12 protein-coding genes are annotated in these 15,103 nt (G+C 71.3%); all 12 read left to right on the forward strand.

The features are described from left to right. Positions 1–39: 39 nt before the first annotated feature. The 12 genes from ACZ4Z1_RS11960 (at position 40) to ACZ4Z1_RS12015 (ending at position 14,831) form a co-directional block, all read left to right on the forward strand. On the forward strand, positions 40–1,368 hold the full coding sequence (locus ACZ4Z1_RS11960) for a homoserine dehydrogenase (RefSeq protein WP_468486447.1): 1,329 nt from the start codon (positions 40–42) through the stop codon (positions 1,366–1,368). Positions 1,369–1,376: 8 nt separating this feature from the next. Continuing rightward, positions 1,377–2,453 (forward strand): threonine synthase, encoded by a 1,077-nt coding sequence (thrC, locus tag ACZ4Z1_RS11965; protein WP_003981334.1) that lies wholly within the window; start codon positions 1,377–1,379, stop codon positions 2,451–2,453. Between the two features lie 375 nt (positions 2,454–2,828). After that, on the forward strand, positions 2,829–3,746 hold the full coding sequence (thrB, locus tag ACZ4Z1_RS11970) for a homoserine kinase (RefSeq protein WP_468486448.1): 918 nt from the start codon (positions 2,829–2,831) through the stop codon (positions 3,744–3,746). Between the two features lie 360 nt (positions 3,747–4,106). After that, positions 4,107–6,158, forward strand: a complete 2,052-nt coding sequence (gene rho, locus ACZ4Z1_RS11975) for a transcription termination factor Rho (protein WP_468486449.1) — start codon at positions 4,107–4,109, stop codon at positions 6,156–6,158. Positions 6,159–6,541: 383 nt separating this feature from the next. Beyond that, the gene (locus tag ACZ4Z1_RS11980; protein WP_468486450.1) at positions 6,542–7,666 is read left to right on the forward strand and encodes an LCP family protein; all 1,125 of its coding nucleotides are present in this window, start codon (positions 6,542–6,544) and stop codon (positions 7,664–7,666) included. A gap of 173 nt (positions 7,667–7,839) precedes the next feature. After that, entirely contained in the window at positions 7,840–8,064 is a 225-nt protein-coding gene (gene rpmE, locus ACZ4Z1_RS11985) for a 50S ribosomal protein L31 (RefSeq protein ID WP_030376601.1), read from the forward strand. A gap of 177 nt (positions 8,065–8,241) precedes the next feature. Beyond that, a complete protein-coding gene (gene prfA / locus ACZ4Z1_RS11990) occupies positions 8,242–9,321 on the forward strand; it encodes a peptide chain release factor 1 (protein ID WP_398350685.1) in 1,080 nt (359 codons plus the stop codon). Positions 9,322–9,410: 89 nt separating this feature from the next. Then, positions 9,411–10,250 carry a peptide chain release factor N(5)-glutamine methyltransferase gene (gene prmC / locus ACZ4Z1_RS11995; protein WP_030017734.1) on the forward strand — a complete coding sequence of 280 codons (840 nt, stop codon included), beginning with the start codon at positions 9,411–9,413 and terminating at the stop codon, positions 10,248–10,250. Between the two features lie 53 nt (positions 10,251–10,303). Then, positions 10,304–10,951, forward strand: coding sequence for an L-threonylcarbamoyladenylate synthase (locus ACZ4Z1_RS12000; RefSeq protein WP_365836305.1), 648 nt, complete (start codon positions 10,304–10,306; stop codon positions 10,949–10,951). Continuing rightward, positions 10,948–11,610 carry an arsenate reductase/protein-tyrosine-phosphatase family protein gene (locus ACZ4Z1_RS12005; RefSeq protein WP_030017732.1) on the forward strand — a complete coding sequence of 221 codons (663 nt, stop codon included), beginning with the start codon at positions 10,948–10,950 and terminating at the stop codon, positions 11,608–11,610. The genes ACZ4Z1_RS12000 and ACZ4Z1_RS12005 overlap by 4 nt, the downstream gene beginning before the upstream one ends. Positions 11,611–12,011: 401 nt before the next feature. Next, positions 12,012–13,349, forward strand: coding sequence for a serine hydroxymethyltransferase (locus tag ACZ4Z1_RS12010; protein ID WP_468486451.1), 1,338 nt, complete (start codon positions 12,012–12,014; stop codon positions 13,347–13,349). Between the two features lie 99 nt (positions 13,350–13,448). Further along, positions 13,449–14,831, forward strand: a complete 1,383-nt coding sequence (locus ACZ4Z1_RS12015; RefSeq protein WP_468486452.1) for an MraY family glycosyltransferase — start codon at positions 13,449–13,451, stop codon at positions 14,829–14,831. Positions 14,832–15,103 lie beyond the last annotated feature (272 nt).

The following is a 15,103-nucleotide window of genomic DNA, read 5'->3' on the forward strand; positions in this document are numbered from 1 at the left end:
AGACTGGTGCAGACCGAGCAGGAAAGTGAAAGAGGTCGAATGATGCGTACGCGTCCGCTGAAGGTGGCGCTGCTGGGCTGTGGAGTGGTCGGCTCAGAGGTGGCGCGCATCATGACGACGCACGCCGACGACCTCACGGCCCGCATCGGCGCGCCGGTCGAACTGGCCGGGATCGCGGTCCGCCGCCCGGACCGGGTGCGTGCGGGGGTGCCCGCGGAGCTGATCACCACCGACGCGAAAGAGCTGGTCAAACGGGATGACATCGACGTGGTCGTCGAGGTCATCGGTGGCATCGAGCCCGCCCGTACGCTGATCACCACCGCGTTCGAGCACGGCGCCAGCGTCGTTTCGGCCAACAAGGCGCTCGTCGCGGCGGACGGTGCCGCGCTGCACGCCGCCGCCGAGGCCAACGGCGCCGACCTCTACTACGAGGCCGCCGTGGCCGGCGCGATCCCGCTGGTCCGGCCGCTGCGCGAGTCGCTGGCCGGCGACAAGGTCAACCGGGTGCTCGGCATCGTCAACGGCACGACCAACTTCATCCTGGACAAGATGGACAGCACCGGCGCCGGGTACTCCGAGGCGCTGGACGAGGCCACCGCCCTGGGGTACGCGGAGGCCGACCCTACCGCCGACGTCGAGGGCTTCGACGCCGCGGCCAAGGCCGCCATCCTGGCCGGTATCGCCTTCCACACCCGGGTGACCATCGACGACGTGCACCGCGAGGGGCTGACCGAGGTCACCGCCTCCGACATCGCCTCCGCCAAGCGCATGGGCTGCACGGTCAAGCTCCTCGCGATCTGCGAGCGGGCGGCCGACGGTGCCTCGGTGACGGCGCGCGTGCACCCGGCGATGATTCCGCTGACGCACCCGCTGGCCTCCGTCCGCGAGGCGTACAACGCGGTCTTCGTCGAGTCCGAGGCCGCCGGCCAGCTGATGTTCTACGGCCCCGGCGCGGGCGGCTCGCCGACCGCCTCCGCGGTCCTCGGCGACCTGGTGGCGGTCTGCCGCAACAAGCTGGCCGAGACCACCGGACCGGGCGAGTCCGCGTACACGCAGCTGCCGGTCGGCCCGATGGGTGACGTGGTCACCCGCTACCACATCAGCCTGGACGTGGCCGACAAGCCCGGTGTCCTCGCCCAGGTCGCCACGGTCTTCGCCGAGCACGGCGTGTCCATCGACACGGTCCGCCAGCAGAGCAAGGACGGGGGTGCCGCCCGCTCCGGTGAGACCGCGAACGGGGGAGAGGCGTCCCTCGTCGTCGTCACGCACCGGGCGGCGGACGCCGCCCTGTCGTCGACCGTCGGCGCGCTGCGCGATCTGGACACGGTCCGGGGCGTCGCCAGCATCATGCGGGTCGAAGGGGAGTAGAGGAACCCATGTCTGCCATTTCCACCGCGAGCCGTCAGTGGCGCGGAATCATCGAGGAGTACCGGGACCGGCTGCCGGTCGGCGCGTCGACCGAGGTCGTCACGCTGCGTGAGGGCGGTACGCCGCTGGTGCCCGCCCAGGTGCTCTCCGAGCGCACGGGCTGTGAGGTGCATCTCAAGGTAGAGGGCGCCAACCCCACCGGCTCCTTCAAGGACCGCGGGATGACGATGGCCATCACCCGGGCCAAGGAGGAGGGCGCCAAGGCGGTCATCTGCGCCTCGACCGGCAACACCTCCGCCTCGGCGGCCGCGTACGCCGTACGGGCCGGGATGGTCTGCGCCGTCCTCGTCCCGCAGGGCAAGATCGCGCTCGGCAAGATGGGCCAGGCGCTGGTGCACGGCGCGAAGATCCTCCAGGTCGACGGGAATTTCGACGACTGTCTGACGCTGGCCCGCGGCCTGTCCGAGAAGTACCCCGTCGCACTTGTGAACTCCGTCAACCCGGTACGGATCGAGGGCCAGAAGACCGCCGCCTTCGAGATCGTCGACATGCTGGACGACGCGCCGGACATCCATGTGCTGCCGGTCGGCAACGCGGGCAACATCACCGCGTACTGGAAGGGGTACCAGGAGTACGCCGCCGACGGCATCGCCTCGCGCACCCCGCGTATGTGGGGCTTCCAGGCGTCCGGCAGCGCGCCGATCGTACGTGGCGAAGTCGTCAAGGATCCGCACACGATCGCGACGGCCATCCGGATCGGCAACCCGGCCTCCTGGCAGTTCGCCGAGCGTGCCCGGGACGAGTCCGGCGGCTTCATCGACGAGGTGACGGACCGTCAGATCCTGGCCGCCTACCGCCTGCTGGCCTCCCAGGAGGGCGTCTTCGTGGAGCCCGCCTCGGCCGCCTCGGTGGCCGGCCTGCTCAAGGCCGCCGACGAGGGCAAGGTCGACCCCGGCCAGCGCATCGTCTGCACGGTCACCGGCAACGGCCTCAAGGACCCGGACTGGGCCGTCGCGGGCGCCCCGCAGCCGGTCACGGTCCCGGTCGACGCGGACGCCGCGGCCGAGCGCCTGGGCCTGGCGTAGTACGCCTCCGGCAGGCGCGCCGCACCCGGCCGTTCCCCGCGGCCGGGTGCGCCGCCCCGGACGTGCGAACGTGCGCGAAAAAGGGTTACGGAGCCCGCAGGAACCCCGTAACCTCGGACGCAGCAAACCCTGCAAAGGCTGCAAAGGCGGCTGCCGGCCGCGGGCAGCGCGCGACACGCATCGTGCGCCTCCTGTGCGCCCTATGTCGCCACAGAACCTTCCTTCGATAGGCTGGCAGCCAACTCCCCTCCCCACGGCATGCCGCAGTGGTGTGCAGGGCAGGTCAGAACGGCCCCCACGAGCCGGCCGGGCACCCAGGTGCCGCGGCGCTCCGGGGCAGTGCCGCAGCATCACATCAAGGAGAGTCATCGAGCGATGGCCGGTCCAGCGTTCCGCGCCGCCGCCGTCCGGGTGCGCACCCCCGCGACCAGCGCCAATCTCGGCCCCGGTTTCGACGCCCTCGGGCTGTCCCTGGGCCTGTACGACGACGTCGTGGTGCGGGTGGCCGACTCCGGCCTGCACGTCGACATCGCGGGCGAGGGTGCCGGGACCCTGCCGCGCGACGAGAGCCACCTGCTCGTACGGTCCCTGCGCGCCGCCTTCGACCTGCTCGGCGGGCAGCCGCGCGGCCTGGAGATCGTGTGCGCCAACCGCATCCCGCACGGCCGCGGCCTGGGCTCCTCCTCCGCCGCGATCTGCGCCGGCATCGTCGCCGCCCGCGCGGTGACCATAGGGGCCGAACAGAAGCTGGACGACGCGGCGCTGCTCGAACTGGCCACCGAGATCGAGGGGCATCCGGACAACGTCGCCGCCTGCCTGCTCGGCGGCTTCACCCTGGCCTGGACCGATACCGGATCCGCGCGGGCGATCAGGATGGATCCCGCCGATTCCATCGTTCCGGTGGTCTTCGTACCGGGCAAGCCGGTGCTCACCGAGACCGCCCGGGGCCTGCTGCCGCGGACCGTCCCGCACGTGGACGCCGCGGCCAACGCCGGCCGCGCCGCACTGCTCGTCGAGGCCCTGACCAGGCGCCCCGAGCTGCTGCTGGCCGCGACCGAGGACCGACTTCACCAGGAGTACCGTGCTCCCGCGATGCCCGAGAGCGTGGCCCTGGTGAACCGACTGCGGGCGGACGGCGTCCCCGCGGTCGTCTCCGGCGCGGGCCCCACGGTCCTCGCGCTGGTCCAGGAGGACGCGGCCGACAAGGTCGCCGGCCTCGCGGACGAGGGGTGGGCGGCCAACCGGCTGGCCCTCGACGCGGCGGGCACCTCGGTGCTGCCGCTCGCCGGGTGATCGACGATTGCCGGTCTTCGAGAGGGGGAATGTTTGTTGGATCCGGTAGTGTTAACCTCAAGTGAGTACCTGACGCCTCTGCGGCGCGGTACTCCGTGTCCCCCATCGGGACCACCTTTCTTCCGGGAGCCTCCCAAACTGCTTGGAGCAGTTGCCTGAGCAGAAGCGAGCACGCTCCGGAATCGGCGTGACGGACATGAGTCACAGACATCTCTTCGCGCCGGACCATGAACTGATCTCTCCGCCATTTCCGGCGGGACCACCGCCCCGGCCAGGTCCGCAAGTACGGGACCGCAGCCGGACAGCACAACCGGTCGCCGAGCCAGACAGGCCGACGCCCGCTCCAGGGAAGGACCCTTCGTGAGCGACACCACCGATCTGATGGGCGTACGCACCGATGGCAGTGCCACCGCGCCCGCCACGGACGCTCCCGCCGCGCCTGCGCGGCGCCGCCGTTCCGGCACCGGCCTGGACGGCATGGTCCTGGCAGAGCTGCAGCAGGTCGCCTCCAGCCTCGGTATCAAGGGCACCGCGCGGATGCGCAAGAGCCAGCTGATCGAGGTCATCAAGGAGAAGCAGGCCGCCGGCTCCGGTTCCGGCGCCGCTGCCAAGGGCGACGCGCCCGCAGAGACCGAGACCAAGCCCAAGCGCCGGGCGACCTCCAAGGCCCGTACGGGCGAGGACGGCGACGCCAAGGCCGCGGGCAAGGCGGACGGCAAGGCCGCCGCCGACAAGGGCGCAGGCCAGCAGCAGATCGACATCCCGGGCCAGCCGAGCGACGAGCAGCCGGCCGGCGAGCGCCGCCGGCGCCGCGCCACCGCCGCCGCGGGCAGCCCCGACAGCGCCGGCGAGGCGAAGGCCGAGGGCCGGACCGAGGCGAAGGCCGACACCCGTACGGCACCGCGCGAGGACGCCAAGGCCGAGGCCGCGGCGGACAGCGCCGAGGGCCGTCAGGGCAAGGGCGAGCGCCAGGACCGCGGGGACCGCCAGGACCGCGGCCAGAAGGGCGACCGCCAGGGCCGCGGCGAGCGTGGCGAGCGGGGTCAGCGCGACCGCCGCAGCAAGAACAACGACGGCGGCGACGGCAACCAGCAGGGCGGCGGCAACCGCCAGCGCGACAACCGCGACCGCGACAACCGCCGGGCCGACGAGGACGGGGACGACTTCGAGGGCGGGCGCCGCGGGCGCCGCGGCCGCTACCGGGACCGCCGCGGCCGCCGTGGCCGGGAGGACTTCGGCAACGAGCCGCAGGTCTCCGAGGACGACGTGCTGATCCCCGTCGCGGGCATCCTCGACATCCTCGACAACTACGCGTTCATCCGGACCTCCGGCTACCTGCCCGGTCCGAACGACGTGTACGTCTCGCTCGCCCAGGTCCGCAAGAACGGCCTGCGCAAGGGTGACCACGTCACCGGCGCGGTCCGCCAGCCCCGTGAGGGCGAGCGGCGCGAGAAGTTCAACGCGCTGGTGCGCCTGGACACCGTCAACAGCGTCTCGCCCGAACAGGGCCGCGGGCGCCCGGAGTTCGGCAAGCTGACGCCGCTTTACCCGCAGGAGCGGCTGCGCCTGGAAGGTGAGCCGGGCGCGCTGACGCCGCGGATCATCGACCTGGTCGCGCCGATCGGCAAGGGCCAGCGTGGTCTGATCGTGGCCCCGCCGAAGACCGGCAAGACCATGATCATGCAGGCGATCGCCAACTCGATCACCCGCAACAGCCCCGAGTGCCACCTGATGGTCGTCCTGGTCGACGAGCGTCCCGAAGAGGTCACCGACATGCAGCGGTCGGTCAAGGGTGAGGTCATCTCCTCGACCTTCGACCGCCCCGCCGAGGACCACACCACCGTCGCCGAGCTCGCCATCGAGCGCGCCAAGCGCCTGGTGGAGCTGGGCCACGACGTGGTCGTCCTGCTGGACTCCATCACCCGCCTGGGCCGTGCGTACAACCTCGCGGCCCCCGCCTCCGGACGCATCCTCTCCGGTGGTGTGGACTCCACCGCGCTGTACCCGCCGAAGAAGTTCTTCGGCGCCGCGCGCAACATCGAGGACGGCGGCTCGCTGACCATCCTGGCCACCGCGCTGGTCGAGACCGGCTCGCGGATGGACGAGGTGATCTTCGAGGAGTTCAAGGGCACCGGCAACATGGAGCTCAAGCTCGACCGGAAGCTCTCGGACAAGCGCATCTTCCCGGCGGTGGACGTGGACGCGTCCAGCACCCGCAAGGAAGAGATCCTGATGGGCAGCGACGAGCTCGCCGTCGTCTGGAAGCTGCGCCGGGTGCTGCACGCCCTGGACCAGCAGCAGGCCATCGAGCTGCTGCTGGACAAGATGAAGCAGACGAAGTCCAACGCGGAGTTCCTGCTCCAGATCCAGAAGACGACCCCCGGCATGGGCAACGGCAACGGCAACGACTGACGCCCGTCCCCCGCGCACGGCCCGCCGGCGCCCGTACAGGCGCCGGACGGGGCGGTAGCCGCTCGGCTGAGCCCTCCTGGTCACTTCGGTGGCCGGGAGGGCTTCGTGTTCCCCGTACAAACCCGCAGATTGTTGCCTTGCGCACACGCGCACCGGCTGCGGAGGACGCCACTCCGCTTTCCGTGCCCGGACGAAACTCCAGGTCACCCGGGTAAAAGTCGACTTTTGGCCGGAGTCGGGGCGGGCCCGGTTCTAAGAATGGCTCTCAATCCCGTTGTGCAACCCTTCCGGTCAGCCCCCCGTCTTTCAAGGCGCAACCGAGTCCGGTCGAGCGGTGAACGACGACGGCGTGGGCAGCCGAGAGAACGAGGACTGAGGAGCAGATGGCGGACGACAGCAGGGCCGCGAACACGGCCAAGGGCCGTTCCCGCGGCATACGTGCCACGGGCCGCCGGCGCAAGGGCCCGACCCGGCGCCGCCGCGCCCTGACGATCACCGTGTGCGCGCTGGTCAGCTGCGTACTGCTCGGTGGCGCGGGACTCGGCTACGTCTACTTCAAACTCAACGGCAACCTGAAGGGCGTCGACATCAACGCCGCCCTGGGCAAAGACCGGCCGCAGAACAACGACGACGGATCGATGGACATCCTCGTCATGGGCTCGGACTCCAGGGCGGGCAAGAACAGCGAGTACGGCAGCGACGGGGGCAACGCCCGCTCCGACACCGCGATGATCGTGCACGTCTTCAAGGGCCACAAGAAGGCCAGCGTGGTCAGCGTCCCGCGCGACACCATGGTCGAGCGCCCGGACTGCACCAAGGACGGCAAGAACGTACCGGGCCAGCGCAAGGCGATGTTCAACACCGCCTTCGAGGTCGGCGGGCCGGCCTGTGCGGTCAAGACCGTCGAGGCGATGAGCGGCATCCGCATGGACCACTTCGTCGAGGTCGACTTCACCGGCTTCAAAAAGCTCATCGACGCCCTCGGCGGCGTGGACATCACCACCACCAAGGCCATCCACGACAACAAGAGCCACCTGAACCTGGAGCCCGGCAAGCACACCCTCAACGGTGAGGACGCCCTCGGCCTCGTCCGGACCCGGCACGGCGTGCCCGGCGGCGACGGCAGCGACCTGGGCCGCATCCAGCTCCAGCAGACCTTCATCAAGGCACTGATGAAGCAGGTCAAGAGCATCGGGCTGCTGTCGAATCCGACGAAGCTCTACGGCATCGCCGACACCGCGACCAAGGCCATCACCACCGACACCGACCTGAACTCGGTCAACGCGCTGATGGGCCTCGCCAAGGAGATGGGCGGCATCGGGTCGGACCAGATCGACATGGTGACGCTGCCGGTCACGTACGACCCGAAGAACCCCTCCCGCGTGCTGCCGCTGGAGAAGCAGTCGCGCCAGGTCTGGGACGCGCTGCGCCAGGACCGGGATATCCCGAAGGAAGCGATCAAGGATTCCGCAGGTGACAAGGGCGGAACCGGCAGTTACGTCAAGTAGCGGAACCGTTTCCTTAAGCTCTTTCCCGACACCGGGAAGCCCCCGGGAATACCTCCCGGAGCACCCCGGTTTTGGGAGATGAGGCCAGTCCTGGCAGACTGGACCGTCGGCCCCGGTTCACGTGACGCAATCCGCGGAACGACCCGGAGCCCTCCCGAACCTAGGAGATTCCCTTGAAGCGCGACATCCACCCGGAGTACGTCGAGACCCAGGTCAGCTGCACCTGTGGCGCGTCGTTCACCACCCGTAGCACCGTTGCCGGCGGCACCATCCGTGCCGACATCTGCTCCGAGTGCCACCCGTTCTACACGGGCAAGCAGAAGATCCTCGACACCGGTGGCCGCGTGGCCCGCTTCGAGGCCCGCTTCGGCAAGGGCGCCGGCTCCGCCAAGAAGTAGCGACCCGCAAGGCGCCGGTTCCGTCCCGCCCCCGCGAAGGGGCGGCGGACCGGCGTTTTGTCGTCCAGGCCACGGACCCCGCCGGAGGTCCCGGGGCCCGCGGCGCACGCCGCACACATGCCGGCAACCGGGAACCCCCGGACCCCGGAAGACTCAGCCAGGTGAGGAACCCCCACGATGTTCGAGGCGGTCGAGGAACTGATCGGCGAGCACGCCGACCTTGAGAAGCGACTGGCCGACCCCGCGGTCCACGCCGACCAGCGCGAGGCCAAGCGGCTCAACAAGCGCTATTTCGAACTGACCCCGATCATCGCGGCCTACCGCGCCTGGAAGCAGACCGGCGACGACATCGGCACGGCCCGCGAACTGGCCGCCGACGACCCCGACTTCGCCGACGAGGTCAAGGACCTCGAAGCGCGCCGCGAGGAGCTGACCGAGAAGCTGCGGCTGCTGCTCGTCCCGCGCGACCCCAGCGACGACAAGGACGTCATCCTGGAGGTCAAGGCGGGCGAGGGCGGCGAGGAGTCCGCGCTGTTCGCCGGCGACCTGCTGCGCATGTACCTGCGCTACGCCGAGCGCGTCGGCTGGAAGACCGAGATCCTCGACGCCAACGAGTCCGACCTCGGCGGCTACAAGGACGTCCAGGTCGCCGTGAAGACCAAGGGCGGCAACGGCGCCACCGAGCCCGGCCAGGGCGTATGGGCCCGCCTGAAGTACGAGGGCGGCGTGCACCGCGTCCAGCGGGTGCCCGCCACCGAGTCCCAGGGCCGCATCCACACCTCCGCCGCCGGCGTGCTCGTCACGCCCGAGGCCGAGGAGGTCGAGGTCGAGATCGGCCCGAACGACCTGCGCATCGACGTCTACCGCTCGTCCGGCCCCGGCGGCCAGTCGGTCAACACCACCGACTCCGCCGTCCGCATCACCCACCTGCCCACCGGCATCGTCGTCTCCTGCCAGAACGAGAAGAGCCAGCTCCAGAACAAGGAGCAGGCCCTGCGCATCCTGCGCTCGCGGCTGCTGGCCGCCGCCCAGGAGGAGGCCGAGAAGGAGGCGTCGGACGCCCGGCGCAGCCAGGTCCGCACCGTCGACCGCTCCGAGCGCATCCGGACGTACAACTTCCCGGAGAACCGCATCTCGGACCACCGCGTCGGCTTCAAGGCGTACAACCTGGACCAGGTCCTCGACGGCGAGCTCGACCCGGTCATCCAGGCGTGCGTCGACGCCGACTCGGCCGCCAAGCTGGCAGCCGCACAGTAAGCCCGTAGAAGAGCCGGAGGAACAGCGTGCCGTCGCCTTCCGGGGGTCACGACCCCCAGCGGCCCCGCCGCGGGCCCAACCCCCGCACCGTGCTGCTCGCCGAGGTGGCCCAGGCCACCCAGCGGCTGGCCGACGCCGGCGTACCCTCACCGCGCTTCGACGCTGAGGAGCTCGCCGCGCACGTCCACGGCGTCAAGCGCGGTGAACTGCACCGGGTCCCCGACGCGGACTTCGACGCCCGGTACTGGGAGGCCGTCGCCCGCCGCGAGGCCCGCGAGCCGCTCCAGCACATCACCGGGCGCGCCTTCTTCCGCTACCTGGAGCTGCACGTCGGCCCCGGCGTCTTCGTACCCCGCCCGGAGACCGAGTCGGTCGTCGGCTGGGCGATAGACGCCGTACGGGCCATGGACGTCGTCGAACCGCTCATCGTGGACCTGTGCACCGGCTCCGGCGCCATCGCGCTCGCCCTGGCGCAGGAGGTGCCGCGCTCGCGCGTGCACGCCGTGGAGCTGTCCGACGAGGCCATGCAGTGGGCCCGCAAGAACGTCGAGGGGTCCCGCGTCGTTCTCCAGCAGGGCGACGCGCTGACCGCGCTTCCCGAGCTGGACGGCCAGGTGGACCTGGTCATCTCCAACCCGCCGTACATCCCGCTGACCGAGTGGGAGTACGTCGCACCCGAGGCGCGCGACCACGACCCCGAGCTCGCGCTGTTCTCGGGCCAGGACGGCCTGGACACCATCCGTGGCATCGAGCGGACCGCGCACCGCCTGCTGCGGCCCGGCGGCGTCGTGGTCATCGAGCACGCCGACACCCAGGGCGGCCAGGTTCCGTGGATCTTCACCGAGGAGCGGGGCTGGGCCGACGCGGCCGACCACCCCGACCTGAACAACCGGCCCCGCTTCGCCACCGCGCGCAGGGCGACGCCATGACGAGCCCGGCCCCCATGAGTCATCTGTACGTTCCGCACGAGGAGGTCCGTTAAATGGCACGGCGTTACGACTGCAGCGACGCGACCGACCGCGCGACCGGTCTGCGCGAGGCCGCATCGGCCGTCCGTCGCGGCGAGCTGGTCGTGCTGCCGACCGACACCGTCTACGGCATCGGCGCGGACGCGTTCAGTGCCGAGGCCGTCGGTGACCTGCTGGAGGCCAAGGGGCGCGGGCGCGGTATGCCCTCCCCGGTGCTCGTCGGCTCCCCGAACACCCTCCACGGGCTCGTCACGGACTTCTCCGAGCAGGCCTGGGAACTGGTCGACGCCTTCTGGCCCGGCGCGCTCACCCTGGTCGCCACCCACCAGCCGTCGCTGACCTGGGACCTGGGCGAGACCCGCGGCACGGTCGCGGTCCGCATGCCGCTGCACCCGGTCGCCATCGAGCTGCTGACCGAGTTCGGGCCGATGGCCGTCTCCAGCGCCAACCTCACCGGGCACCCGTCGCCGCAGGACTGCGACGCGGCCCAGGAGATGCTCGGCGACTCCGTCTCCGTCTACCTGGACGGCGGCCCCACCCCCGCCGCCGTGCCGTCCTCCATCGTGGACGTCACCAGGCCGACGCCGCTGCTGCTGCGCGAGGGCGCGATCAGCGCGGAGGAGCTGCGCAAGGTGGCCCCCGGGCTTGAGGTGGCGAATTGATTGCGCCCCTCGGGCGTGGCATAGCGGGACCCGGCGAGGACAGCTACCGCACGTTCCGCATCCTCCACGTCAGCACCGGCAACGTCTGCCGCTCGCCCATCACCGAGCGGCTGCACCGGCACGCCCTCGACCTGCGGCTGGGCGCGGACCGCGGCGGCCTGGTCGTGGAGAGCGCCGGCACCTGGGGCCACGAAGGCGCGCCCATGGAGACCCACGCCGCCACGGTCCTGGCCGACTACGGAGCCGATCCGGCCGACTTCACCGGCCGCGAGCTGCTGGACGAGCACGTCATCCGCGCCGACCTGGTCCTGACCGCCACCCGCGACCACCGTGCCCAGGTCATCTCCATGGGCCACTCGGCGGGGCTGCGCACCTTCACGCTGAAGGAGTTCAACCGGCTGGTCCGGGCCATAGACCCGGCGACGCTGCCCGAGCCCGACCCGGCGCTGCCCGGCGGCGGGCTGGTCGAACGCGCCCGCGCCCTGGTCGGCGCGGCCGCCGCCCTGCGCGGCTGGCTGCTGGCACCGAACCCGGAGGCGGACGAGGTCTACGACCCGTACGGCGCGCCCATCACGTTCTTCCGCTCCATCGGCGACGAGATCAACCAGGCGCTGGACCCCGTCGTGACGGCCCTGACGGGAGTTCCGGCCCGCGCCTGAGGTCTTTGGGCGGCGAGGGCGGGAACGTGGCTCTGGGGGGCTGGAGAGGGCGCTCTGAGGGGCGCGGAGACCCAGCGTGGTGGTGATGGCCCGGGGGCTTCGTCCCGGTGACCGCTGGGTAAGCCCCCGCTGGGGGGATGTCGGCGTTCGATTCGCCCCGTAGGGCGCGCAGCCGCCCCTGGCTCGGCCCCACCCCGCTTCGGTTCACCTCCGGCCCGCCTCACCCCGCCCCGGCCCGCTTCGGCCCACCCGGATCCCGCCCCCGCCCGCGCCCCGGCCCGCCGCGGGCTCTGTCCCACCCCCCCCACCCCGCCAAAACCCCGTCGGCGCCATCCATCGCGCCCGAACGCCGTACCGCGCCTACATTGGGAGCACGTCCCGTACGAGGCCCGGAGCACGCCATGCCCGCCACCACCACGTCATCCCGGAGCGAGACCACGGCTGCCCGCAGGGAGGCGGCCGGACCAGGGGTGGGGCGCGGCGGATATCCGCCGCCCTCCTGGAGTCCCGACTTCGCCGGGCTGCTGGAGCAGGACCCGGAGATCGCCGGGATGCTGCTCGCCGAGGCGGCCCGGCAGGGTGACGGGCTGCAGCTCGTCGCGGCCGAGAACTTCGCCTCCCGGGCCGTGCTGGCCGCCCTCGGGTCCCCGCTCGCCAACAAGTACGCCGAGGGCTACCCGGGTGCCCGGCACCACGGCGGGTGCGAGGTCGTGGACCTCGCCGAGCGGGTTGCGGTGGACCGCGCCAAGGCCCTGTTCGGCGCCGAGCACGCGAATGTACAGCCGCACTCCGGGTCCTCGGCCGTGCTGGCCGCGTACGCCGCCCTGCTGCGGCCCGGCGACACCGTCCTGGCCATGGCGCTGCCGCACGGCGGGCACCTGACCCACGGTTCCCCGGCCAACTTCTCCGGCCGCTGGTTCGACTTCGCCGGATACGGCGTCGACCCGCACACCGGCCTGCTCGATTACGACGAGGTGCGCGCGCTGGCCCGCAGCCACCGCCCCAAGGCCATCGTCTGCGGCTCGATCTGCTATGCCCGCCATCTGGACTACGCCGCCTTCCGGGAGATCGCCGACGAGGTGGGCGCGTACCTCATCGCGGACGCCGCGCACCCCATCGGGCTGGTCGCCGCGGGCCTGGCGCCCAGCCCGGTCCCGTACGCGGACGTGGTGTGCGCGACCACCCACAAGGTGCTGCGCGGCCCCCGCGGCGGCATGATCCTGTGCGGCGCCGAGCTGGCCGAGCGCATCGACCGGGCCGTCTTCCCCTTCACGCAGGGCGGCGCCCAGATGAACGCGGTCGCCGCCAAGGCCGTGGCCTTCGGCGAGGCCGCCACCGACGCCTTCGCCGCTTACGCGCGGCAGGTCGTCGTCAACGCGCGGGCGCTGGCCGGCTCGCTGGCCGCGGAGGGCCTGCCGGTCACCACCGGCGGTACGGACACCCACCTGATCACCGCCGACCCGGCGCCGCTGGGCGCGGACGCCCGTACGGCCAGGGGGCGTTGCGCGGCGGCGGGCATCGTGCTGGACACCTGCGCGCTGCCGTGCCCCGAGGACCCGTCCGGGCGCCGGCCCGGGCTGCGGCTGGGCGCCGCCGCCCTGACCACCCAGGGCATGGGCGAAAGGGAGGCGGTGCAGGTCGGCGCGCTGATCGCGGCGGCCGTACGGGAGGACCCCCAGGCCCGTGCGGCGACCGCGGCATTGGTCCGGCGCTTTCCCCCATATCCCGATCCGCGCTGAGACCTGGAACCATTCACGCGACGGGGTTGTCTTCCCTTACGTTCACGGATAGGGGGCGGACACGCATATGGTGTGTGGCTGTGATGGCCAGCGATACCAATGGGGCAGCCCGTGCGTGAATACCTGCTGACGCTGTGCGTCACGGCCGCGGTCACTTACCTGCTGACCGGGCCGGTACGGAAATTCGCCATCGCGGCCGGCGCGATGCCGGAGATCCGCGCGCGCGACGTGCACCGCGAACCCACCCCGCGCCTCGGCGGCATCGCCATGTTCGGCGGGCTGTGCGCGGGCCTGCTGGTCGCTGCCCATCTCTCCAACCTCAAGTCCGTCTTCGAGCACTCCAACGAGCCGCGCGCGCTGCTGTCCGGCGCCGCGCTGATCTGGGTGTTGGGCGTACTGGACGACAAGTGGGGCGTGGACGCGCTCGTCAAGCTCGGCGGGCAGATGATTGCCGCCGGTGTGATGGTCCTTCAGGGCCTGACGATCCTGTGGATCCCGGTGCCGGGCATCGGCACGGTCTCGCTGAGCCCCTGGCAGGGCACGCTCCTGACGGTGGCTCTGGTCGTCATCACCATCAACGCCGTCAACTTCGTGGACGGCCTGGACGGGTTGGCCTCGGGCATGGTGTGCATCGCCGCCGCGGCCTTCTTCATGTACGCGTACCGCATGTGGTTCGGGTACGGCATCGAGGCGGCCGCGCCCGCGACGCTGTTCTCGGTCGTCCTGATGGGCATGTGCCTGGGCTTTCTGCCGCACAACATGCACCCGGCGCGGATCTTCATGGGCGACTCGGGTTCGATGCTGATCGGTCTGGTCATGGCGGCCGGCGCGGTCTCGGTGACCGGTCAGGTCGACCCCGACCTGCTCAACCTGAAGGCGGGCAGTGTCCGCGAGGCCACCCACGCGATGGTGCCGGTCTACATTCCGCTGCTGCTGCCGCTGACGATCATCGCGGTGCCGGTCGCCGACCTGGTGCTGGCCATCGTGCGCCGTACGTGGAAGGGCCAGTCGCCGTTCGCCGCCGACCGCGGTCACCTGCACCACCGGCTGCTGGAGATCGGCCACTCGCACAGCCGGGCCGTCCTGATCATGTACTTCTGGTCCGCGCTGATCGCCTTCGGCGCCGTGGCGTACTCGGTCAACAACGCCAGCGTGTGGGTCGTGATGGGCATCGTGCTGCTGAGCGCGATCGGCCTGGTGCTCCTGCTGCTGCCGCGCTTCACGCCGCGGGCGCCGCGCTGGATGGAGTGGATGGTTCCGCCGCGGTACCGGCGCAGCGTGCAGGCGGCGGCGGTCGCGGCGGCCGCCGAGGAGAGCGCGGCGGTCGACGAGGCCGGACATCTGGACGAGGCGGGGGCGCCGGGCGCGGAGGGCGCTCCGGAACGGGAGCGGCAGCCGGTGCCGGCGGGCATCAACGGGGCCACCGCGATCGGGGACCGGTCGCGGTTCACGGACCGGCGTAAGGCCGGAAGTCATCGCTGAGGCGGATTTTCGCTCGTACGAGCGATGCTCGAAAATCCCCCCATTGGGCTACATAGCAGACAGAACGCCACCGTGTCGCGCTCCAACGCGCGGATTACTGCTCACGTGTGACGGGTAGCACACCGAGCAGGTAAAGACCTCATCAAATAGTTTGTGATACCGTTCACGAAACCCGGCGGCAGAGCCGAAGGACCGAAGTGCGACGGTCTTTCGGCCTCAGGTTCTCCCTCAGGCCGGGTCTACGCTCGTCCTTGACGACACCACCCCCATTT

It is taken from the genome of Streptomyces sp. NPDC030165, assembly GCF_055573595.1.